Genomic DNA, 21,290 nt, shown 5'->3' with positions numbered 1-21,290 from the left:
CAGGTAAAAAATCCGTCATATAAGAAATCGCAAAAAGTTACATGATTTTACATCAAAATTTAAGCCTGTTACGCTGTCTTCAATTTTCTAAAAAAGGTACTGATATACCTTTTGGCCTATATGGTTAAAAAGAAAATCGAATCTATTTTAGGGGTGGGGGTAAAATATTTAAAATTATGTTCAAAAAGTTTTAGGATTTTGCCTGAGTAAATCTACACTTGAAGAGCCTTAAATTAAAAAATTGACTATTAGCTGACTAAAATATATCAAAAATACATTTAAATATCTAATAATCAATCTTTTAATTAATAGTATTGTGGAGCCGGAGGGAGTCGAACCCTCGTCCAAACAAGCAACGTTAATGCCTTCTACATGTTTAGTTTCCGATTGGTTTTCGTTGCATGCCTGACCGGAAACGGCCTAACATACACTTATCTTCTTAAGATTTTGGTGCTACTATCGAAGCGCTAGTAGCCTTATATCGACATTTATGGTGCTCCGAATTGAATCGCCGTCGACAGAGGCTATTCAGGAACATCTCGCTTCTCTACCTAGTAGAGACGAGGCTAATCTTACTATAATTCAGATTAAGCGGCAAGAGCGTAATTGTTATCGCCAATTAAAAGTGTGGAAAATGAGATTAGCGAGCTATTCACCAGCGCTCGACATGCTTACATTGCCATTGGTCTCGCTGTCAAAACCAGTCGGCCCCATATTTTCAAAGAACATCCTATCAAAGGATTGCAAAGCTAACAAAAAGTTTGCGTACCCTCGCAATTCCACCTATTTTAGGGCAAAATTTATACCAAACATCACTTATGCGATTCGGAATCATACGAGAACGTAAAAATCCACCAGATAGGCGAGTAGTGCTATCACCAGAGGCCTGTCAAAAAGTCCTTTCAACATATGATAAAGCCCAAATAACGGTGGAACCTTCACCAATACGGGTTTTTACCAATGAAGAATATAAAGAGGCCGAAATTGAAGTTGCTTCAAAGATGAAAGAATGTGATGTGCTATTGGGGGTTAAGGAAGTCCCAATTAAGAATTTGATTCCTAGTAAAAAATACTTTTTCTTTTCACATACCATTAAAAAACAGCCCTATAATAGGAAGTTGTTAAGGGCTATTCTAGATAAGAATATAGAAATGTATGACCATGAGGTCATCACCAATGAAAAAGGTATTCGGTTGGTTGCCTTTGGTAGGTATGCCGGTGTAGTGGGGGCCTATAATGGTTTTCGTGCTTATGGATTAAAAAACGGACTTTATAAAATGCCAAAGGCAGAAAAATTGACTGACCAACAGGCATTGATAGCTGAACTTTCGGGAATCAAGTTATCGAATATCAAGATTCTATTGACAGGTAGGGGTAGAGTTGGTAATGGTGCTCGTGAAATGTTGGATGGTATGGGCATGAGAAAGGTGAATGTGCATGAATTTTTAGATGAGGAATTCAATGAACCAGTTTATTGTCAAATAGATGCCTCAGATTATAATAAGCGTAAAGACGGAGTTCGGGGAAATAAAGCTGATTTCTTTGCTAATCCAGAAGAATATAGATCCAATTTCTTTCGTTTTACAAAAGTGGCCGATTTCTATATCGCAGGTCACTTTCATGGCGATGGAGCACCTTTTCTCTTCACCAGGGAAGATGCAAAACAACCTGAGTTTAGAATAAATACGGTGGCAGATATCAGTTGTGATATTGATGGGCCTGTGGCAAGTACCTTGAGGGCTTCGACTATTGCCGACCCAATATATGGATATGATCCTCAATCAGAAACAGAAACCAACTTCAAAAATAAAAGGGCCATTGCTGTAATGGCGGTGGATAATCTTCCAGCAGAATTGCCTCGAGACGCCAGTGGTGGTTTTGGAGAAGCATTTGTCAAATATGTAATACCCGCTTTTTTTGATAAGGATACACACGGAATTCTCAAAAGAGCCCGTATGACCAAAAATGGGAAGCTTACTAAAAGATATGCCTATCTCCAGGATTATGTTGATGGAAAGGAGTAAACCATAAATTTAGAAAAGTATTAAACCGCCAGAATATTGCATTCTGGCGGTTTTTATTTGATAACTCTTAATTATTATTTGCCCAATCGATTTTCTTTGAGGTGAACATGATAATGGCAAGGATGATGAACAGTCCTATACTGCCCACTAATAATGCATAGTTCTCTAATTGAATGATGACAAAAATGAAGGCATATAGCGCGGTTAAAGAACCAAAAATGAGAAGTGGAAATTTCTTGTTCTTTAAAATGGTTTTCGAATAGGTCGTTATTAAACCAACTACTGAAATTCCGGCGATTAAATAGGCGATTAAAAAGTTTTGATGTTCGGAAATAGAGATAAGCAGAGTATAGAACATGACCAAAGCCAATCCTATCATAAAATATTGAAATGGGTGTATGGGGATTTTGCTAATAATCTGAATCAACAAGAAAACCAAAAGGGTAAGACCAATGATCATAAGACCGTACTTGCTTGTACGTTCGGTTTTTTGATAGTCATCTATGGGAATGATCAAATTGGTGCCAAAAGAGTATTTGTTCAAATTGGGAAGATTGTTGAAGAACTGTTGACCAAATTGACGGTTTGTTTCAAGGACCTTCCAATCAGCTTTAAATCCGTTGTTTGTTATTTTCTTGGTTTCATCATTCGGCAGATAATTTCCATTGAAACTTGGAGAATGCCAATCTGAAGCCATATGAACAGTGGTTTCGGCTCCAATGGGAATAAATCGTAGTCCTTCGCTTCCATTGATTCTTAAATTCAGGTCGAATGTTGAAGCGGAACTTTGATCCTTAAGTTTTTGAATATACCCCGATTCCAGAGTACTCATATATTCTTCATCGAATTTAGGTTTCAAAGTGTATTCGGCATCATTCAATTGAACCTTTAACTCATTACGAATTCCTTTTAAGTTTGAGGTTTTAAATAGTAAAGTTGTTTTATCCCAAAGGATATCTTCTTGGGGAATGTCTTTGGAGGAAAAATCAAAGATCGAAAAACTCCCTTGCATTTTAACATCTGCCGTATATACAACCGATTCATAAATTCCACGTTCCAGTTGTTTACTTTTGACACCAGAATCTATGTTCAGTTTATTTGGTAAAAAGTACCCATGGTTGATTATCTCTTCATATGTTTTTATGAAGGTTTTGGTTTTGTCATCAAATGTTTTTTCTTCGCGATAAGTTTTATAAGGAATTCTAAGTATAGGGCCATATAAAATTACTTCATTACCCCATTTCTCATTTATTTCCTGAATTACTTCGGATTGCCGTATTTCTCGCTCCCTGATTAAATCTTTGACATAACTCAAGGGTATCAAAAGAATTAGAAGAATAAACCCTACTACAAACATTTTGGCTGAGATGGATGTTCTGAACCAGTTTCCGATTTTTTGCTTTTTTGTTTCCATGTTTAAAAATTAAAAGTACTTTGAATTGCAAAGTAAAATGATAAAAAAATTATTCTTGTTGCTTAATTAAATTTTCGAGGGCACTAATATGTTTTTGGAAAGCGTTTCTTCCCAACGGCGTAATTGTATATCTGGTATTTGGCTTGTTACCAATAAATTGCTTTTTCACCTCTAAATAGGTGCCTTTTTCCAGCGCCTTTATATGACTTGCGAGATTACCATCAGTAACTTCCAATAACTCTTTCAAAGTTGTAAATTCCGCATATTCATTTACCATAAGAATAGACATAATGCCCAGTCTTATGCGATGGTCAAATACTTTGTTTATATTGGTTATAATGCTCACGACTATTTTTTCTCGTACTTAAAATACATTACCGATCCGTATATGATGTGCATAATGCCAAAGCCAAATACCCATAACCAAAAACCGTACCCAGGAACCAGTGCGCATATAAGGCCCAGTATAATCTCAATATACCCTAAGTAACGAATGTTGCCAATGCTGTATTTAGCTGCATTAATTAAAGCGAGACCGTAAAATATAAGCATTAACGCTCCAGCTTGGCCATACTTTTGCTGACTTAATATTATAATTATATATAAGCCACCGGTTATCATAGGAATCATGAAATTTACAATTAACCTTTTTGATGAGGCGTCCCATATTTTTTCTCCATTTTTCTTGGCTTTTCGAGTGGTTAAATAAATACCCGTTAGTATACTTAGCCCAGCTACACAGCATAAAATGAGTAGTGAGGTTCTGAAAATCCATCCATCCAAAAGTAAGGTTCCGTTGCTATAGGTGGTTACCAACCAATACGTTATGGTAGCACCAATTAAGGCGTAAATACCGGCCAATACTCCAGAGAGGCCACTTAATGATATAAAGCGAGATGACTTGCTCATGAGATCTTTTATCTCACTGAGGTCTTTTAAATAGTTTTTTGATTCCATATTAAAAGTACTTTGAAATGCAAAGTTAAAACAAAAACCCACTTTTCCAAAAGAAATTGGGTTGATGTAGATAAGTGGTTACTTTTTTAAGCTGTAATCAATGTTTAGGTCATTGCTTCTAACGGCTTTCAATTTTGTTTTCAATTTTTCCTTGAATGAGTCCACAATAGATGCGTATTCCGGTAGTTGTGCCAGATTGGTAAATTGTTTTGGGTCTTTTTTCATATCGAACAATTCAATCCCCGAAGCTGCGTCTTCATCATATTGAATATAGGCCCAATCCTCATTTCGTAACAAAAATGATTTACCTCCTTGGGAAACAGAAAATGCCATATCCCTAACTTCATAGGTAGGTTCATCTAATATATTCACCAAAGATTCGCCTTGAAGCTGATCTGAATACTTCAACCCGGCCAATGCGGTGATAGTAGGGTATAGGTCTAATAACTCGGTAAACGAATGGCATACCGCAGGTTTTTTACCGGGGACCTTTATAATCAAAGGAACTTTAACCGATTCTTCATGCAAGCTGACTTTCATCCAAAATTCATGCTCTCCAAGATGAAACCCATGATCAGAGGTAAAGACAACAATCGTATTGTCTTCAAGGCCTTCTTCCTTCAAGGTTTTTAATACTTTTCCAACTTGAGCATCCATATAAGAAACTGAAGCATAATAAGCAGCAATGGCTTTTTTTTCCTGCTCAGTATTCATTTTACCATTAACACTGGTCACATAGTTAATACCGCGTTTTGGAATATCGTCCCAATCATTTTCAACTTTTTTTGGGAGCTTCGTTTGGTTATGTGGATACGGTTCAAAATAGCTTTTAGGTGCGACAAAAGGTACGTGCGGCCTAACAAAACCAATGGCCAAAAAGAACGGTTTGTCTTTATGTTTTCTGATTAATTCACTGGCTTTTTCTGCTGTCTTACCATCTGAATGGACTAGGTCATCACCATCTGCCTTAACAATGGTCATTACGTTTCCCCCTTTTATGGGCAATGTACCATCGGGATTTCCTTGAACCAATTCCCCCGCTCCAGGCGCTTTCCATTCGGGACCTTGGCTATTGAATCGTTCAGTCCAAGATTGCTCATCATCTTGCCCATTGCTCCCTTTTTCAATATCAATGGGCACACCCATGTGGAAGATTTTGCTCACACGTGCGGTATAATATCCGTTATCCTTAAAAACCTGGGACCAAGTTTTTCTCTCACTCCCAATATTTTTGCGCCCACTTACGTAGCCATAGGTTGTAGTGGCACTTGGGTAATAACCAGACATGAATGAAGCCCTTGAAGGACCACAAACTGGATATTGACTGTACGTTCTTGTAAATAGTACTCCTTCTGAAGCTAGTTTGTCGATATGAGGTGTATTGACTTCTGAATTTCCATAAGAAGAAACCGCAGTTGTTGTTAGATCATCTGCAATGATGAATAGAACATTCGGCTTTTTTGCTTCCTGAGAACACGATGATAGCGCAAAAAGCAAAACAAGAAAGAAAGGAAAATCTCTTTTTATAAACATATTGAAAAAAATGTTAGTCAACAACAATTTTCCATTCCACAACAGGTTGCTGTTTGGGAGCAGTAAAAGCACCTAGGGCTTTAAGCTTTAATTGAACAGAAGTTAATTTTTCTATAGTTTTGATATGGACGGTTTTCGTTCTACCTGCTTCAACCTCAAAAACAGGAGAACTATCGTAAAAATTGAAGTCCATTTGGTTTTCAAAAAGTAAATCGCTGCTTGATATATTCTTTAACTCCACTTTGAGTACATTAGTTTTAGAAAGGTATTTTGCACTTTCAATCACAATGCTTTCCTTTAAAAGCGGATTCAAGTATTCAGGTTTCCCTACTAAAAGGTCATTGTATACCGCAACGGTTCTACCTTCAAACAGGGCTTCTTTCATACTTTTCAAGCTTTTTTCTTTTGCGAAAACCAATGTTATAGGTCGATGATTGCCCTTTTCAGTATAATCCCAATCAATTAATCCATGAATATCACTTGTGCCCATAATGGTTAAATCATATTCCAATGCCAGTGCCAATGATTCTTCTGCATAATCCATCGCATTGATAACCTCAATACCATGAAGTTCACCATTTTTGATGCGCTCTTTTTGGAAGTCACTCATAATTGGGTTTCCAGTCGGGCTTTGAGCATGCCATGCAGGGTGGTTCCAAAAAACAAATGCATTTTGTTTTTTTGCTTCTTTAAATGGTGATTCAGGATTGCTGCCCATTAACTTATTTGCATCATTTATAAAAACGGCATTGTTATGACCAACAGGCTCTGATCGGGTTATTTCTGAACCAGGAATAATTAATAAATCATGGTCTTTCGCTTCTGCGAATGCCAAGTGATAAGCTCTGTTTCTATCAGGGTGCGGAATATCATCTTTGTGCGGTTGGTACTCAATATGCTCGGTAAGTGAAATAGCATCTAGATTCTCCCGTAATGCTTCCTGTACCCGTATGGTGGGCCAAACATTTCCATCTGAAAAAACAGTATGTATATGTAAATCCGCCTTTAAGGTCACATAGCCCTCAATATTTGGATAGGTAAATGCCTTATTGCTTAGATGCGAGTGTGATTGGGTAAAAACGAGAGAAAAACTAAATAATAGAAGAATGGTTAAAGCTGTTTTTTTCATATTGTTAGGTTTGTTTAGGTTCATTACTTTGACATCTTAAATTAGTAAAACATGTCGCTATAGACCTAAGAAGTCATCACTTTAATTTAATTGATTCCGCCGAAGATAGATAGCTAATTTGGATGAGCCTTTTAAGATGTTTTTCTTATTCGCTAATGACTATTCAATCCAACCTTTATCCTTGTATAACTGAATATAACCATTGCTTATCTCATCGGAGTCTTTGTACTTTTTACGAACTTCATCCATCTTGAGCTTCATTTCTTTTGCGGTTGAAGCATACTCAGGATTGTCATAAACATTGTTCATTTCTTGAGGGTCATTCTCCAAGTCATACAATTCCCAAACATCAACATCGTAATAAAAGTGAATGAGTTTAAATTCTTTCGTAGCAATACCATAGTGCCTTTTTACGGCGTGCTCAGCTGGGTATTCGTAATAGTGGTAATAAACAGCGTCTCTATCCCATTTTTCTTTTTGTCCTTTTAATAATGGGACCAAACTTTCTCCCTGCATATCTTGAGGAGCTGTCACCCCTGCCGCTTCTAAAAAAGTCTGCGCAAAGTCAAGGTTCTGTACCATTTCGTCTTCTGTAGTGCCTGGGGCAATCTTATTGGGCCACTTTATCAATAATGGTGTTTTGAATGATTCATTATACATAAAACGTTTGTCGAACCAACCATGTTCACCCAAATAAAATCCTTGGTCAGAGGTATAGACCACTATGGTATTCTCAGAAAGCTTTTTATCGTCCAAATAATCTAATAAGCGCCCCACATTTTCATCTACTCCTGCGATTGTACCTAAATAATCCTGCATATAACGCTGGTATTTCCATACGGCAAGAGTCGAGTCGTTCATAGTGCCGAATTCTGCTGCAAATTCTTCTGCAATAGGATTGTAAACGGCATCCCATTTGGCCCGTTGTTCATCATTGAGTCTATTCACTCGATTCCCTAATTGATTCCAGTTCTCAATGTCAATATTTTCAGCAACCTTATTGGGTACTTTTAGGTCGTAAGAGACTTGCATATGTCTCAATATTCCCATTTCGGCAGGTCCTGCCGTGGTTTCTCTTGTGTTGTGTATATCAAAAAGAGACTCCGGTAACGGATAAGTGTTTTTGGTGAATGTTGGGTAATGACGTTCGGCGGGCATCCAAGTTCTATGTGGTGCCTTGTGTAGGTACATTAATAAAAAAGGTTTGTCAGGCGCCCTTCTTTTCTCAAGCCAATCAATGGTCAAGTCAGTTATAATGTCGGTCACATATCCTGTAATGGTGGTATCCCCCTTGGAAGTATTGAATTTTGGATTGTAATAATCACCCTGTCCCGGTAGTATTTTGAATTCATCAAAACCTTTAGGATTGTTACCAAAATGTAGTTTCCCGAACATGGCCGTTTGATAGCCTGCATTTTTAAGCAGTTGTGGAAAAGTTACATTGGTAGTGTCAAAAGGGGAGAGGTTATCAATCTTTCCGTTTATATGAGAATGCTTGCCGGTTAGAATTACTGCTCTCGAAGGTGCGCAAATAGAATTGGTTACACTGGCATTTGTGAAAAGCATACCCTCATTACCTATTCTATCAATATTCGGCGTTTGAATCAGTTCGTCATTATAAGCACTGATTGCCTGATAGGCATGATCATCGGACATGATGAAAACAATGTTCGGTTTTTTCGGTTTTGGATTTTCTTTTTTATGACTTCCGCATGAAGTAATAAAAAGACTGCTGATAAGTGCTAAACCTAGAATATTGATTTTCATTTAATGAAATTTGGTTGACCTATACCAAATGTATTGATTTATAGTCAAAACTCTATTTCATTATTGGGTATTTCCCCAACACTTTTTGAAATTGCGAATGGATTTTCATTACTTTTTCTGATTGCGTGTTTTGGTCTATAGGATTTTGTTCTTCCATGTCATTTCCCAGATTATAGAATTCTCCATTCTCATACAATTTCCATTTTTTGTTTTGAACATAGCGTCGAGGTTTGAAATTTCCCCAGTTTGGTTCGTAATGACAAAAAATCCATTCTCTTGGTTTTGAATCATCTCCAGTAAGTTGCGGGTAAAAACTATGACCATCAGTTACAGTTGAATCCAATCTGCTTTCTGTTGCTGTCTCTAAAATAGTTGGCAGAAAATCGGTAAAATCAATAAGGTTATCATTAATACTTCCTTTTTTTATTTTTCCATCCCAAAAAGCTATCAATGGAACATGTGTGCCTGCATCTGTAGTATATCCTTTATTTCCTATAATTGATTTCCCATCCTTAATGGATGTCACATCTCGATCAGTACCGTTGTCCCCAACAAATAGAATCAAAGTGTTGTTTTGAATACCCAATTTTTCAACTTTCTTTCTTATTCTACCAATAAGCTTGTCCATGTAACTAACCATTTCACCAAAATAAATAGTATCGTTTACTTTTGATGCTGGGTCAAAGGACTTGAAAATTTGGTTATCGGGTGTTGGAACAAAGGGGTCGTGGGTGAGCACCATGGGATAATAAATAAAGAAAGGATTGTCCTTATTTTTATCCATGAAGGTTTCCATCTTATCTACAAAAATATCAGGACCAAATTCATTCTCATACTTCATTACTCCATCTGGGGTACTTAAAGTAGGGTTCTTGTATCTAAATCCCCTTTGGTCTATCTGCCATAGACAAAAGTCATCAAAGCCAGCTTTTTCAGGAGTTGTTCCCTTTTTGTTTCCTGCTAATTTTTGTTGATGGGCATTACCCAATAGTTGCCATTTCCCAGCCACAAAAGTTTTATACCCAGCTTCTTTCATATAATGCCCAAAGGTTTTTTCATTTGGATCCAGCAGGCCAAAACCTATATAATTTCGGTGATTATATTTACCTGTCATCATCTGTACCCTTGACGGAGTGCAAAGAGGAGTGGAATAACAATGGTCGAACCGCATACCATCAATCGCAAGCTTGTCCAGGTTTGGTGTTTTATAACTAGAACCTTTGTAGGTTCCCAAAGCCTCAAAACCAAGATCGTCAGCCATAACCAGGATAATGTTGGGTTTTTTGGGCTGGGGTTTTTTGGGTTTTTCTTTACAAGATGAAACAAAGAAAACTGTAATTAGTAGTATGGAAATTACTAATATATTTTTTCTGTATATTCTTAAAGAACCACCTCGCTTAGAAGATTTAGTTCCAATTAGATTTGATATATAATTGAGAAATAGAATCAATTCAACATGTTTACAGTTTTTCGCAACATTACCAAGTTAGTCAATAATTTTTCCAAATGGTCTAAATGCAACATATTGGCACCATCACTTTTGGCATTGGAAGGATCAAAATGTGTTTCAATGAAAAGCCCGTCCGCTCCAGTAGCTATTCCGGCTCTAGCAATGGTCTCGATCATATCTGGCCGCCCACCAGTCACCCCAGAAGTTTGATTGGGTTGCTGTAACGAATGGGTTACGTCTAAAACAACGGGTGCGTACTTTTTCATGGTCGGGATTCCTCTAAAATCCACTATCATATCTTGATAACCGAACATAGTGCCACGATCCGTGACCATTACCTGTTCGTTTGCAGAGTCCTCAACTTTACGAACTGCATGTTGCATACTTTCCGGACTCATAAACTGCCCTTTTTTAAGGTTCACTACTTTGCCAGTTTTTGCCGCAGCCACAACCAAATCAGTCTGGCGGACTAAAAACGCAGGAATCTGAAGAACATCTACATATTCTGCTGCCAATTCGGCATCGGAAACTTCATGGATATCGGTAACAGTTGGAACCTTAAAGGCTTCAGAAACCTTCTTTAAAATATTAAGAGCCTTTTCATCTCCAATTCCCGTAAATGAATCAACTCTACTACGGTTCGCTTTTTTGAAACTTCCTTTAAAAACATAAGGGATCTCAAGCTTATCTGTTATACTAATGATTCTTTCAGCTATACGCATGGCCATATCTTCCCCTTCGATTGCACAAGGGCCTGCTAAAAGAAAGAAGTTATTTGAATTTGTATGTTTTATTTGTGGTATTAAACTCAGTTTCATAGACGTTAAATTGATTGGTCAAAGATAACGGTTTTTGATTCGAAATTGTTTATGTTGAACATGCTCAAAATCAATTAATTAAGAATTAATGGTCTTTTATTATTAACTCCAAAAAATAGCAGTATCTTTGCGCGCTGCAAATAGCAGGCCTAGTAAAATAAAGATATGTCAACAACTAAGAATATCGCGATTATCGCACACGTAGACCACGGTAAGACTACATTGGTAGATAAGATCATGCACCATTGTGAACTGTTTCGTGAGAATGAAAAGACCGGTGAATTAATTTTGGATAACAATGATTTGGAACGCGAACGCGGAATTACCATTGTTTCTAAAAATGTGTCTGTAACCTATAAGGATACTAAAATCAATATTATTGATACTCCTGGTCACGCCGATTTTGGTGGCGAAGTTGAGCGTGTTTTAAATATGGCCGATGGTGTTCTTTTGTTAGTTGATGCTTTTGAAGGCCCAATGCCACAAACCAGGTTCGTTTTACAAAAGGCAATTGATTTAGGATTGAAACCATGTGTGGTTATTAACAAGGTTGATAAAGAAAATTGCACACCTGAGGAAGTTCATGAAAAAGTATTTGATTTGATGTTCGAATTGGGTGCTGAGGAATGGCAATTGGATTTTCCTACCGTTTATGGATCAGCCAAGCATAATTGGATGAGCGAGGATTGGCAGAACGAAACAGATTCCATTGAACCATTGTTGGAAATGGTAATTGAACATGTTCCCTCATTTCATGCTCAAGAAGGTAATACCCAAATGCTTATTACTTCCTTGGATTTTTCTTCCTTTACAGGAAGAATAGCTATTGGAAGATTGCAACGTGGTAGCTTAAAAGAAGGACAACAGGTCTCTTTGGTAAAAAGGGATGGTAGTATTGTAAAATCAAAAATTAAAGAACTTTTTACGTTCGAAGGCCTTGGAAGAATTAAAGTAAAAGAGGTTGCTACTGGTGATATTTGTGCGATTATAGGTTTGGAAGGTTTTGATATTGGTGACACCATAGCCGACTTGGAGAACCCTGAAGGATTAAAGACCATTGCTATTGATGAGCCTACGATGAGCATGTTGTTTACCATTAATGATAGTCCATTTTTTGGACAGGATGGTAAGTTCGTTACTTCAAGGCATATTAAAGAACGTTTAGAAAAAGAACTTGAAAAGAACTTAGCATTACGTGTTGAAGAAACAGATAGTGCAGATAAGTTTATGGTTTTTGGCCGTGGAGTATTACACCTTTCAGTATTGATTGAGACGATGAGAAGGGAAGGGTATGAACTACAAATAGGTCAACCTCAAGTTATCATTAGAGAGTTCGATGGAGTTAAATGCGAACCTATAGAACATTTGACCATTGATTTACCAGAAGAAGTTTCTGGAAAAGCTGTTGAGATGGTGTCAATCCGAAAAGGTGAAATGACCAGTATGGAGGCTAAGGGGAATCGTATGCTTTGCGAGTTCATTATTCCGTCAAGAGGTATTATAGGCCTACGAAATCAATTATTGACAGCTACTGCTGGCGAGGCTATTATGGCCCACCGATTTTTTGAATACCAACCTTTGAAAGGTAATATTCCACAGCGTCAAAACGGTTCTTTGGTTTCTATGGAGAAAGGAAAAGCAATACCTTACTCTATTGATAAATTGCAGGATAGAGGCAAGTTCTTTGTTGATCCAGGCGAGGATATTTATGAAGGTCAGGTTATTGGAGAGAATTCTCGTGGAGATGACATGACCATAAATATTACGAAGACTAAGAAATTATCCAACGTTCGTTCGGCAGGAGCAGATGATAAGGCTAAAATTGTACCGGCAATCAAATTCTCTTTGGAGGAAGCTCTGGAATATATTCAAAAGGATGAGTATGTGGAGGTAACGCCCAAATTTTTACGACTACGTAAAATTTATTTAACGGAAGTTGATCGAAAGCGAAATAAAATTGCCTAGTGCAATCAAGAATAATGAAAAAGCCCAAACAATTGTTTGGGCTTTTTTGATTTAAGATGGTTTTTATCAGTCTTTTGGTGCTTGATGCAAAGCCGCCGCGGCAGCTCCAATAATACCGGCTTCATTACGAAGTTCTGCAGGAATTACAGGGGTGTCAATAGTTATATACTCTTTATACTGATCGAATTTTTTAGAAGTTCCACCGCCCAAGATTATTAAATCTGGTGAAATAATCAAGTCGACTAACTTTAAAAATGTGTTGAATCGTTTGCCCCATTCTTTATAAGATAGTCCTTCACGTTCTTTAGCAGAAGCCGCTGCCCATAATTCAATTTTCTTATATTTTTTATACGGTATTTGACCAAGTTCCATATTCGGGATCAATTCTCCATCTAAAAATGCACCACTGCCTAAACCTGTACCAATGGTAATCATTAACACAAAACCTTCTTTGCCTTTTCCTATGCCATAGTTCATTGTGGCATATCCAGCCGCATCGGCATCATTAATAACAGTAACAGGTAAGCCCGTAACTTCACTAAATAACTCGTGTACATTTACATTCAGCCATTTTTTATGAAGATTTCCTGGAGATTTACAAATTCCGTGCTTGATTACTGTTGGAAAACCAACACCCACAGGTCCTTTATGATTAAAGTGCTCTACCAATTGTTTTACAACTTCGGCCATTTCTTTCGGCTTTCTTGTTGGTGGAGTGGGAATCCTATGCCTTTCAGTCAACATTTCACCTGTTAACGAATTTACCAAGGCTCCTTTCATTCCAGAACCTCCTATATCAATACCGAGAACTACCATTGTTGTTTTTTAGATTTGAGCGCAAAATAACAAAAAGAATTAGCAATTACGCTCGAGCTCTTAAAATTGACAATTAATCGTTTGGTTCTACATGATAGTCGATAGAATTCAAGGAATGGTTATTGTCAATTATATCAAGAAGTCTATCTACGACTTTACCAAAACCTGTGAGGGTATTTTCTTGTTTATTCTTTCCAAGTGCGCTTGATATGGTTTCATCTCTATTACCAAATCTATACCCTCCCTTTTTCACCCATAGAAGATTCAATAGGTGTTGCATTACTACATTGCCCAATTGATCAATGGAAATTGCAAGTTTTAAAAAGAATTCTCCTACTCCAGAGAATCCTTTGGTGAAAAGAGCATGAAAAACTCCGTAGATAAAACCCAACGGACCAGTGAAAACCACCAAGAAAATTGAGATGATGAACAATAGAAGGCCAATGAATGGATTTACTTTTTTCGAGGATTGGGATTTTTGTTTTTTGTGTATCATAACATCTAAGGAACATATTTAAAACGGCCTAAGCTATTCTTTTCTAATTTGTAAATATCCCAAACTTTGCTGCCACCGCCTTTTTCCAGTTTTTGAGCGATGATGCACCGTTCGCCATCAGTTCTTAGGTTTATCGAACCATATACGGTTACATTTCGCTCCTTAAGCTTGTCATTTTTTTCCTGTATCTGATCTATTAGTTTCAGGCGTTTGGCATTAGTTGTAGCGGTCGCCAGTTTTATTTCCAGCTCTGAGATTTCATCCAAGGTCTTTTTTTCATCTTCTCTATGTGAACGGGCCAATTCAGTGCTGAATATCAATGGTCTGTCACCTCTACCGTTCACGCCAATTGCCCCTAACGTATCTGGCCTAGGGTGGGAATGTTGTTCTTCGTCGCCACTGGAAATAACCGTTGCGATGGAATTTAGACATTTTAAGAATAAGCTTGTGAAATCAGCACTACCATGATGACAGGCTTTTGAGACGTCAGCTTCAAAAATATTACGGGCACTTTCAATAAATTCGTTCTCTTCTATCGCAGAATTAAACTCTAAAGTTTCACCAGTATGTTCTTTTAGAAGAAACTCTTCTGCTTTGATATTTAAATCACCACCCAGAAATATATTTATGTCCTTATAGTTAAGTTTAAATACTATCGAATGTCCGTTTTTGGTCTTTCCCTTGTTACCTAAGGATCTTAGTGCTTTTTGCCCACCAATATCTTCTGTAATGGGTCCAAGTATTTGAATGTTCAGGGGTTTGTGCTGTTCAAAACCTTTCAGATATTTATCGCCTTCAGTAACCATCTTTATTTCTCCCTTTATTTTGTTGTTATCTAGCATGCGTTTAAGGAGTTTGGCGTACTTTTTATCCCATTGCTCTCTTCCTGTGGGATGTTTCCAATTGGGTTCATGAATTAGAAAGTCAAATACTTTTTGCTTACTATCGAACAATTCAGTGTAATACGTACGATCGGTAATTACCGAATCACCAAAATAGGAGGACTTCACATCTTTTTGATATTCCAAAAGGCCATTATGTAGATAGTTTTCGAAAAAAACATTGGGTTCCCCCGCCAAATAATGATAACCACCATAATGATCTTGATCAGGGTGACTAGCTATTGCGTATTTGAAAGTCCATTCAGTCTTGAATTCATTATATCGCCATTTTAAGAAACGCCACATGTTATCACCTAAACCGGCGTCAACGATAATATGTTCATCGTCTGGAGTCACTATCAATGCTCCATCACCTTGCCCTACATCCATAAATACAATTTCAAGAACGCGTTCATCTAGAAGGGCATCTTTGTGCATCCATCCGTTTTCACCACGAACTCTTACCAAAACATAATCACCATCAGTCTTTTTTGGTTTGAGGACACCGACCCAGTCACCAAAAATTATTTGGTGTATTTTCTTTTCTCCTTTATGGCCATTGTCATCTTTATATAAATGTGCAAAAGGGTAATTGGCATATTTAAAACCCTCATATTCAAATTGTGGCATAACTATAAACGTTTATTTAAAGTTATAGAATGTTTGAATTGAAAGGAAAGAAAATGTAAGAATTTACTTGAATTTTGTATGGTTGACCTTTGAAGCATTGCGGTTGGATTCCAATAACGCCATTTGTAAATGGTAGTAGCGAATAAAAAGGTTTAGCCTTACTTTTGAATATAGGTATAATAACATGTTATTACTATGTGTTTAATATTTAGCAAAAAGCATTTACAATGAATAAGGTGGCAACTGGTTTGGAAGTATTGGTTAATGATTCGGCTTTGCAGCAAAAGTTTAAAGGCAATATTGCGCTGTTATGTCATAATGCTTCAATTGATGCAAATTATACTCATGCTGCTACAGAGTTTAAGAACATGTTTGGTTCTAGGTTCACAAAATTATTTGGACCTCAACATGGTTTTTCGACTGATGCCCAGGATAATATGATTGAGACCGATCATTTTGTTCATCCATATTTTGAGATACCCGTGTATTCACTTTATTCAGAAACAAGAATACCTACGGACGAAATGCTAGAGCGGATTGATCATTTGTTTGTCGACTTGCAGGATGTAGGGTGCCGTATGTACACGTACATATACACTTTGACGCTACTATTGGATAAATGTGCTGACAAGGAAATTGAAGTGATAGTACTGGATAGACCAAATCCTTTGAATGGAATTGATTTTGAAGGAAATATGCTGGATGTGGATTATGCTTCTTTCATTGGATTGCACCCAATCCCTGTTCGGCATGGTATGACAATTGGTGAGGTGGGGCTGATGCATCAAAAGTATTGGGCGAAAACTACTGCTAATTATCGCGTTATTCGAATGGAGAATTGGGAACGAAGTATGTTTTTTGAAGATACTGGATTGCCTTGGTTGTTGCCTTCTCCCAATTTGGCTAGACCTGAAAGTGCATATACATTTCCTGGAATGGTTTTGTTTGAAGGAACGGAATTGAGCGAAGGCAGAGGAACAACACAATCTTTGGAAATTGTTGGCCACCCAAAGATTGAACCATTTTCATTTTATGAAAATCATTTAAAGGATGTCTTAAAAAAGGAAAAACCAGCTGGTTTGGCATTCAGGCCAATTACTTTCTTGCCCACTTTTCAAAAACAGGCAAATGCTGTCTGTGGAGGCCTACAAATACATATAACGGATAAAGCTAATTTCAAACCATGGAAAGGTGGGCAGTTAATTATGAGAGAATTGTATCATTATTTGGGAGAAGATTTTAAGTGGAAACAACCTCCGTATGAATATGATTATACCCATATGCCAATTGATATTATAAACGGGACTGATAAATTAAGGCATTGGGTTGAAAACAATGGGGATTTTGAGGAATTGGATTCTTTTGAAAATTTTAATTCTCATCAAATTCAATTGGAAGAAATAAAAATATATTGAATGGGTTATAAAGTTAGTACTAAACTGCTTTCTGAACTACCTCAAAAACCTTACTACCATCACATTTGAGTGTTTTGGAAGGGTATTTTAGGATAAGTGCATAATCATGGGTTGCCATGAGTATAGTTCTTCCTGATTGATTTATTTCTTGAAGCACTTTCATTACTTCAACACTAGTTTGGGGGTCAAGATTCCCTGTAGGCTCATCTGCCAAGATGAGTTCAGGGTCATTTAGTAGCGCCCGTGCTATTGCTATGCGCTGTTGTTCTCCTCCAGATAATTCATGGGGAAATTTAAAACCCTTGGTTTTCATACCAACTTTATCCAGAACCTCGGCAATCTGGTTATTCATTTTAATCTGGTCCTTCCATCCAGTTGCTTTGAGTACAAATTGAAGATTGTTGTTTATGTTTCTATCAGGAAGAAGCTTAAAGTCTTGAAAAACAATGCCTAACTTTCTTCTTAAAAAAGGAATGTCTTTTTCTTTTAGTTTTTCCAGGTCAAAACCAACAATTGTTCCAGTTCCTTGCCTCAAAGGTAGATCACCATAAAGGGTTTTCATAAAACTACTTTTGCCACTACCGGTTTTCCCGATCAGATAAACAAATTCCCCTTTCTTTATATCCAAACTAACCTCATTCAATACCATGCTTTCCTTTTGGAAAACACCCACATCTTTTAATTCTAAAATGGATTCGGACATATTCTTATTGTTGATATAAAAGTAATAAGTTCTATCAGATTACAAAGACAGCCTTTGTAAAATATTTTTCTTTGTTAGAGTTACAATTTAAGCAAAGGATATACTTAGGTACGATATTTGCCGTTATTCTTTGTAATTGCTGAGTCTTCCTTGAGGTAACACTCAAGGACACTTAAGCACATTCCCGCGAAGGCAGGAATCTTAATAAAGAATTCAAGAATTTTTTATTGTACGGAATTTTTAAATAGTTAGAACACTATGCTAAGAAGAATCACCGCTTTTATTCCCATTTTCATGGGGATTATTTGGATTGGGGCTGCCCAGGAAACCAAAATCTACACACACGAACAAAAAGATTATCAAGATGCTTTGGCACTGTACAATAATGAGCAGTACCAAGCGGCCCAAACTATTTTTGAAAAAGTCAAGTTGACCACCAAAGATTATGAGACCGAGGCCAACAGCGCTTACTATGCGGCAAATGCAGCTGTGCGTTTAAACCAACTTGGAGCCGATAGATTAATGGAGGATTTTGTCGAGAGATATCCAACCTCTACAAAACGTAACTCGGCCTACTCAGATGTAGCCGACTACTATTTTGAAACGGGAAAATACCCGTATGCTTTAAAGTGGTACAACAAAGTTGACCAAAGCGCAATGTCCCGAAATGAAATGGACAAGTTTAATTTCAATTATGGCTATTCCTTATTTTCTTCGAAAAAGACAAAACAAGCTGAGCGTTATTTAAGTAAGGTCACCAATTCTGCTGTTTATGGTTCGCAGGCTAAATATTATTTAGGTTATATCGCCTATCAACAAGATGACTATGAAGGCGCCAATGAACGGTTTGATCAGATCACTGATCCAGAGTTACTGGACGAGAAGCTTTCATATTATCAGGCAGATATGAATTTTAAACTTGGTAAATTTGATGAGGCCATAGCTTTGGCCAAAAAACAGTTGCCAAAATCGGACCGCAGGGAAGTTTCCGAGCTTAACAAGATTATTGGCGAGAGTTATTTCAACCTTAAACAATACGCAAATGCAATCCCTTATTTAGAAGCTTATAAAGGTAAAAGGGGTAAGTGGAGCAATACAGATTATTACTTATTAGGGTATTGTTTTTATAAGCAGGGTGATTTTGTAAACGCCATTCAACAATTCAACAAAATAATCGGTGGCACCAATAGTGTTTCACAGAATGCATATTACCATTTGGCGGAGTGTTATTTAAAACTTGATAAAAAGCAGGAAGCTTTGAATGCTTTTCGTAATGCTTCACAAATGGATTTTTCGGATAAAATTCAGAAAGATGCTTATTTAAATTATGCTCGATTGAGCTATGAAATAGGTAATGCCTATGAGCCGGTACCACAGGTCATTTCGAGTTATTTACAGCAATATCCAAATGATACCCATGCTCAGGAAATGCAGGAATTATTGGTTGATTCCTATATCACTTCGAAAAACTTTGAAGGTGCAATGGAGTTACTTGAAAAGAACCGCAACTATGCGAGCAAAACAACATATCAAAAAGTTGCTTTTTACAGAGGCGTGGAACTTTTTATAGATGGGGACTATGCCGGGGCAAATGAAAGTTTTGCCAAATCCTTGGGTAGTGCCGAGGATGCCCTTTTCAAAGCGAGAGCCAATTATTGGAATGCCGAAGCTGTTTATATGTTGAACCGTTTTGAGGAGGCTTTGGCAAGTTATTCCGATTTTAAACAGAATTCCGCTGCTAGGCTCACCGAGGAGTATAAGGACGTTGATTACAATTTGGCATATGCCCATTTCAAATTAAGGGATTATGGCAGTGCAATTGGCTATTTTAATAGTTTTTCTAAATCTGGCACAACGGATCAAGCAAAACTGAACGACAGTTATTTGCGTTTAGGAGATAGTTATTTCGTTACCAGCAAATATTGGCCAGCCTTGGAAACCTATAATAAGGCATTGGCATTATCTGGTCCAGAAAAAGATTATGCCGCTTTTCAAAAAGCCTTGAGTTATGGCTTTGTGGGAAAAAGTGCATCAAAAATCGAGGAGCTCGACAAATTTGTTTCACGTTACCCTAAGTCCACATTAAAAGATGACGCCCTTTTTGAACTGGGCAACTCATATATTTCTGCCGGACAGGAAAATAAAGGATTAATTGCCTACGATCGACTTATTCAAGGGTATAGAGGAAGTTCTTTGGTGCCACAGGCTATAATGAGACAAGGTTTGGTTCATTATAATTCCAATAGAAATGAAAAAGCTTTGGGCAAATTCAAAACTGTAGTTAGGGATTTTCCAAACACACAAGAAGCGATACAGGCCGTTGCGACCGCCAAATTGGTGTATGTTGATTTGGGGAGAGTTGATGAATATGCCGCTTGGGTACGGGACCTTGATTTTGTTGAAGTAACAGATACTGAACTGGATAACGCAAGTTTTGAATCAGCCGACAAGCAAAATCTAGAAGGCAATACAAATGCAGCGATTAAGGGTTATGAAAGCTATATAAAACAATTTCCTAATGGATTACACGCCGTAAAAGCCAATTTTAATTTGGCCCAATTGTATTTTGGAAAAAATCAAAAGGAAAATGCATTGCCATATTATAAATACGTGGCAGATTTAGGTGCAAGTGAGTATACCGAACAAGCATTAACGAGGGTTTGCGAGATTTATGTTGGAGGTAAAGACTATGATACGGCTCTTCCATATTTACTACGATTGGAAGAACAGGCAGATATTCAACAAAATAGGACCTTTGCTCAATCCAATTTAATGAAAGGATTCTATGAACAACGAAATTATAGTCAGACCATTGCATATGCCGAAAAGGTTTTGGCCACGCCGACTATTGATAATCGGATTAAAAGTGATGCCCAAATTATGATAGCTCGTTCGGCCATTGAAACCAATGATGAGAACAGGGCTGAATCAGCATACGCTGAGGTACTTAAAATAGCAACTGGTGAAACTGCGGCCGAAGCACTTTATTATGACGCTTATTTTAAAAATAAAGTGGGACAACATGAATCATCAAATGTATCTGTACAAAAATTGGCTAAAGATTTCTCTAGTTATAAAGAATGGGGAGGTAAAGGCCTTGTTCTTATGGCAAAGAATTTTTATGCACTTGATGATGCCTATCAAGCTACATATATCCTTGAAAGTGTCATTACCAATTTTAGTCAATATCCTGAGATAGTTGCCGAAGCTCAAGGTGAATTGGCGATAATTAAATCAAAAGAAGCCCAAAGTAATTCATCTATCAATCCAGACGGAAACTAAATTTCCATTA

16 protein-coding genes and 1 other RNA gene are annotated in these 21,290 nt (G+C 37.2%); 4 read left to right on the top strand and 13 right to left on the bottom strand.

What is annotated here, in order from left to right:
• Nucleotides 1-314 precede the first annotated feature (314 nt).
• Nucleotides 315-712: a transfer-messenger RNA gene (gene ssrA / locus FB2170_RS17140) on the bottom strand.
• A 106-nt stretch (nt 713-818) separates the two neighbouring features.
• Here ssrA and FB2170_RS03270 point away from each other — a divergent pair.
• Nucleotides 819-2,024, top strand: coding sequence for an NAD(P)-dependent oxidoreductase (locus FB2170_RS03270; RefSeq protein WP_013305083.1), 1,206 nt, complete (start codon nt 819-821; stop codon nt 2,022-2,024).
• Nucleotides 2,025-2,091: 67 nt separating this feature from the next.
• On the opposite strand, the gene creD is transcribed toward FB2170_RS03270, so the two are convergent.
• From creD to kdsA, 8 genes are all read right to left on the bottom strand, one after another.
• Nucleotides 2,092-3,438, bottom strand: a complete 1,347-nt coding sequence (gene creD, locus FB2170_RS03265; RefSeq protein ID WP_013305082.1) for a cell envelope integrity protein CreD — start codon at nt 3,436-3,438, stop codon at nt 2,092-2,094.
• Nucleotides 3,439-3,487: 49 nt separating this feature from the next.
• Entirely contained in the window at nt 3,488-3,784 is a 297-nt protein-coding gene (locus FB2170_RS03260; protein ID WP_041632654.1) for a winged helix-turn-helix domain-containing protein, read from the bottom strand.
• 2 nt (nt 3,785-3,786) lie between these two features.
• A complete protein-coding gene (locus tag FB2170_RS03255; protein WP_013305080.1) occupies nt 3,787-4,395 on the bottom strand; it encodes a hypothetical protein in 609 nt (202 codons plus the stop codon).
• Between the two features lie 78 nt (nt 4,396-4,473).
• Complete coding sequence (locus tag FB2170_RS03250) at nt 4,474-5,928, bottom strand: sulfatase (protein WP_041633014.1); 1,455 nt, start codon at nt 5,926-5,928, stop codon at nt 4,474-4,476.
• Nucleotides 5,929-5,941: 13 nt separating this feature from the next.
• Nucleotides 5,942-7,057: an Sb-PDE family phosphodiesterase gene (locus FB2170_RS03245; RefSeq protein WP_041633013.1), complete on the bottom strand. Its 1,116-nt coding sequence runs from the start codon at nt 7,055-7,057 to the stop codon at nt 5,942-5,944.
• A gap of 159 nt (nt 7,058-7,216) precedes the next feature.
• On the bottom strand, nt 7,217-8,824 hold the full coding sequence (locus FB2170_RS03240) for a sulfatase (protein ID WP_013305077.1): 1,608 nt from the start codon (nt 8,822-8,824) through the stop codon (nt 7,217-7,219).
• Nucleotides 8,825-8,876: 52 nt separating this feature from the next.
• A complete protein-coding gene (locus tag FB2170_RS03235) occupies nt 8,877-10,274 on the bottom strand; it encodes a sulfatase-like hydrolase/transferase (RefSeq protein ID WP_262492780.1) in 1,398 nt (465 codons plus the stop codon).
• Nucleotides 10,271-11,092 carry a 3-deoxy-8-phosphooctulonate synthase gene (kdsA, locus tag FB2170_RS03230; RefSeq protein ID WP_013305074.1) on the bottom strand — a complete coding sequence of 274 codons (822 nt, stop codon included), beginning with the start codon at nt 11,090-11,092 and terminating at the stop codon, nt 10,271-10,273. The genes FB2170_RS03235 and kdsA overlap by 4 nt, the downstream gene beginning before the upstream one ends.
• Nucleotides 11,093-11,257: 165 nt before the next feature.
• Here kdsA and typA point away from each other — a divergent pair, with 165 nt between their 5' ends.
• Nucleotides 11,258-13,057 carry a translational GTPase TypA gene (gene typA / locus FB2170_RS03225; RefSeq protein WP_041632653.1) on the top strand — a complete coding sequence of 600 codons (1,800 nt, stop codon included), beginning with the start codon at nt 11,258-11,260 and terminating at the stop codon, nt 13,055-13,057.
• 66 nt (nt 13,058-13,123) lie between these two features.
• Here the strand turns inward: typA and ppgK are convergent, their stop codons facing one another.
• The 3 genes from ppgK to FB2170_RS03210 all read right to left on the bottom strand — a co-directional run bounded on the left by ppgK (nt 13,124) and on the right by FB2170_RS03210 (nt 15,880).
• The gene (gene ppgK, locus FB2170_RS03220; RefSeq protein ID WP_013305072.1) at nt 13,124-13,873 is read right to left on the bottom strand and encodes a polyphosphate--glucose phosphotransferase; all 750 of its coding nucleotides are present in this window, start codon (nt 13,871-13,873) and stop codon (nt 13,124-13,126) included.
• A 73-nt stretch (nt 13,874-13,946) separates the two neighbouring features.
• Entirely contained in the window at nt 13,947-14,369 is a 423-nt protein-coding gene (locus FB2170_RS03215; RefSeq protein ID WP_013305071.1) for a hypothetical protein, read from the bottom strand.
• Between the two features lie 5 nt (nt 14,370-14,374).
• Nucleotides 14,375-15,880 (bottom strand): ComEC/Rec2 family competence protein, encoded by a 1,506-nt coding sequence (locus FB2170_RS03210; protein WP_013305070.1) that lies wholly within the window; start codon nt 15,878-15,880, stop codon nt 14,375-14,377.
• Between the two features lie 227 nt (nt 15,881-16,107).
• On the opposite strand from FB2170_RS03210, the gene FB2170_RS03205 reads away from it, so the two are divergent.
• Complete coding sequence (locus FB2170_RS03205) at nt 16,108-17,295, top strand: exo-beta-N-acetylmuramidase NamZ domain-containing protein (RefSeq protein ID WP_013305069.1); 1,188 nt, start codon at nt 16,108-16,110, stop codon at nt 17,293-17,295.
• Nucleotides 17,296-17,314: 19 nt separating this feature from the next.
• Here the strand turns inward: FB2170_RS03205 and FB2170_RS03200 are convergent, their stop codons facing one another.
• Nucleotides 17,315-17,998: a cell division ATP-binding protein FtsE gene (locus FB2170_RS03200; RefSeq protein ID WP_013305068.1), complete on the bottom strand. Its 684-nt coding sequence runs from the start codon at nt 17,996-17,998 to the stop codon at nt 17,315-17,317.
• 258 nt (nt 17,999-18,256) lie between these two features.
• Between FB2170_RS03200 and FB2170_RS03195 the strand changes: the two genes are divergently transcribed.
• Nucleotides 18,257-21,280, top strand: a complete 3,024-nt coding sequence (locus FB2170_RS03195; RefSeq protein ID WP_013305067.1) for a tetratricopeptide repeat protein — start codon at nt 18,257-18,259, stop codon at nt 21,278-21,280.
• Nucleotides 21,281-21,290: the final 10 nt, after the last annotated feature.

The sequence above is a fragment of the Maribacter sp. HTCC2170 genome (assembly GCF_000153165.2).
GTDB lineage: Bacteria > Bacteroidota > Bacteroidia > Flavobacteriales > Flavobacteriaceae > Maribacter_A.
This window is presented reverse-complemented; position numbering and strand designations above follow the sequence as displayed.

What these genes read in the sequence shown, in the direction of transcription:
- FB2170_RS03255 (WP_013305080.1), bottom strand. Translation starts at nt 4,395, where the DNA reads ATGGAATCAAAAAACTATTTAAAAGACCTCAGTGAGATAAAAGATCTC.
- FB2170_RS03210 (WP_013305070.1), bottom strand. Translation starts at nt 15,880, where the DNA reads ATGCCACAATTTGAATATGAGGGTTTTAAATATGCCAATTACCCTTTT.
- FB2170_RS03270 (WP_013305083.1), top strand. Translation starts at nt 819, where the DNA reads ATGCGATTCGGAATCATACGAGAACGTAAAAATCCACCAGATAGGCGA.
- FB2170_RS03205 (WP_013305069.1), top strand. Translation starts at nt 16,108, where the DNA reads ATGAATAAGGTGGCAACTGGTTTGGAAGTATTGGTTAATGATTCGGCT.
- ppgK (WP_013305072.1), bottom strand. Translation starts at nt 13,873, where the DNA reads ATGGTAGTTCTCGGTATTGATATAGGAGGTTCTGGAATGAAAGGAGCC.
- typA (WP_041632653.1), top strand. Translation starts at nt 11,258, where the DNA reads ATGTCAACAACTAAGAATATCGCGATTATCGCACACGTAGACCACGGT.
- FB2170_RS03200 (WP_013305068.1), bottom strand. Translation starts at nt 17,998, where the DNA reads ATGTCCGAATCCATTTTAGAATTAAAAGATGTGGGTGTTTTCCAAAAG.
- FB2170_RS03250 (WP_041633014.1), bottom strand. Translation starts at nt 5,928, where the DNA reads ATGTTTATAAAAAGAGATTTTCCTTTCTTTCTTGTTTTGCTTTTTGCG.
- FB2170_RS03240 (WP_013305077.1), bottom strand. Translation starts at nt 8,824, where the DNA reads ATGAAAATCAATATTCTAGGTTTAGCACTTATCAGCAGTCTTTTTATT.
- FB2170_RS03215 (WP_013305071.1), bottom strand. Translation starts at nt 14,369, where the DNA reads ATGATACACAAAAAACAAAAATCCCAATCCTCGAAAAAAGTAAATCCA.
- FB2170_RS03195 (WP_013305067.1), top strand. Translation starts at nt 18,257, where the DNA reads ATGCTAAGAAGAATCACCGCTTTTATTCCCATTTTCATGGGGATTATT.
- kdsA (WP_013305074.1), bottom strand. Translation starts at nt 11,092, where the DNA reads ATGAAACTGAGTTTAATACCACAAATAAAACATACAAATTCAAATAAC.
- FB2170_RS03245 (WP_041633013.1), bottom strand. Translation starts at nt 7,057, where the DNA reads ATGAAAAAAACAGCTTTAACCATTCTTCTATTATTTAGTTTTTCTCTC.
- creD (WP_013305082.1), bottom strand. Translation starts at nt 3,438, where the DNA reads ATGGAAACAAAAAAGCAAAAAATCGGAAACTGGTTCAGAACATCCATC.